The organism is Vibrio sp. 10N.222.48.A3 (assembly GCF_041475345.1).
GTDB classification, from domain to species: Bacteria; Pseudomonadota; Gammaproteobacteria; order Enterobacterales; family Vibrionaceae; genus Vibrio; species Vibrio tasmaniensis_A.
On sequence record NZ_JBFRVX010001601.1, the window covers coordinates 1 to 1,263 of the forward strand.

The 1,263-nt window shown below is 45.1% G+C and carries 1 protein-coding gene and 1 pseudogene; both read right to left on the reverse strand.

Going from position 1 to position 1,263, the window contains the following annotated elements:
• Positions 1–100: 100 nt before the first annotated feature.
• On the reverse strand, positions 101–1,045 hold the full coding sequence (locus tag AB4653_RS27955) for a ribose-phosphate pyrophosphokinase (protein WP_012603389.1): 945 nt from the start codon (positions 1,043–1,045) through the stop codon (positions 101–103).
• Positions 1,046–1,072: 27 nt separating this feature from the next.
• Positions 1,073–1,263, reverse strand: a pseudogene (locus tag AB4653_RS27960) (4-(cytidine 5'-diphospho)-2-C-methyl-D-erythritol kinase); the annotation flags it as partial.

Here is a 1,263-nt window from a genome sequence, read left to right on the forward strand (position 1 = left end):
TACTGTGATTGGTATTAGATATAAAAAAAGCACTTCATTGAATGAAGTGCTTAATATCTTTTTCAGATTGTTCTGCTAAAGCAAAGCTATAGAACTTTGATTAGTTGAACATCGCAGAGATAGACTCTTCGTTGCTGATACGACGAATCGCTTCAGCAAGCATGCGAGAAAGGCTTAGTTCAGTTACTTTACCTGTCGCGGCCATTTCTGGAGAAAGCTTGATTGAATCGGTAACAATAACTTGGTCTAGAACTGAATTGCGGATGTTTTCTGCAGCAGTACCAGAGAATACAGCGTGAGTTGCGTAAGCGAATACACGCTTAGCACCGCGCTCTTTAAGCGCTTCAGCTGCTTTACATAGTGTGCCACCCGTATCGATCATGTCATCAACGATAACACAGTCACGGCCTTCAACATCACCGATTAGGTTCATTACTTCAGAAACGTTAGCACGTGGACGACGCTTATCAACGATAGCGATGTCAACATCACCTAGCGCTTTAGCCGTTGCACGAGCACGTACAACACCACCAAGGTCTGGAGAAACCACAACTGGGTTTTCTAGGCCACGGTTAGCCATGTCTTCTAGAAGAACTGGAGTGCCGAAAATGTTATCAACAGGTACATCGAAGAAGCCTTGGATTTGCTCTGCGTGTAGGTCGATAGTCAAAACGCGGTCAACACCAACGTTAGAAAGGAAATCTGCAACAACTTTTGCAGTAATAGGCACACGAGCAGAACGTACACGACGATCTTGACGGGCATAACCGAAGTAAGGGATTACAGCAGTAATACGGCCAGCAGAAGCACGGCGCATTGCGTCAATCATTACCACCAATTCCATAAGGTTGTCATTGGTTGGTGCACAAGTTGATTGAATCAGGAATACATCGCTACCACGAACGTTTTCATTGATTTGTACAGCGACTTCGCCATCAGAAAAACGGTCTACAGTAGCATCTCCAAGAGAGATGTATAGACGATCAGCAATACGTTGGGCTAGTTCAGGTGTTGCGTTACCAGCAAATAGCTTCATATCAGGCACGGTGGAAACCTCGGGTTGCGTCCAGTTTTAAATAGATTGTGGGTGGGCTGATTGGTATTCAGCCAAAGTTTCTTTTAAAGGCGAAATGTTTCGTCCTCTCGCGACAAACGCGGAAACTGTGTCAGGCAGTTGCTCTAGCACTGATTCGGCTTCTTTTTTGCTGCTAAATTCAGCAAAAACGCATGAACCCGTACCAGTCAATCTCGACGGCGCGTATT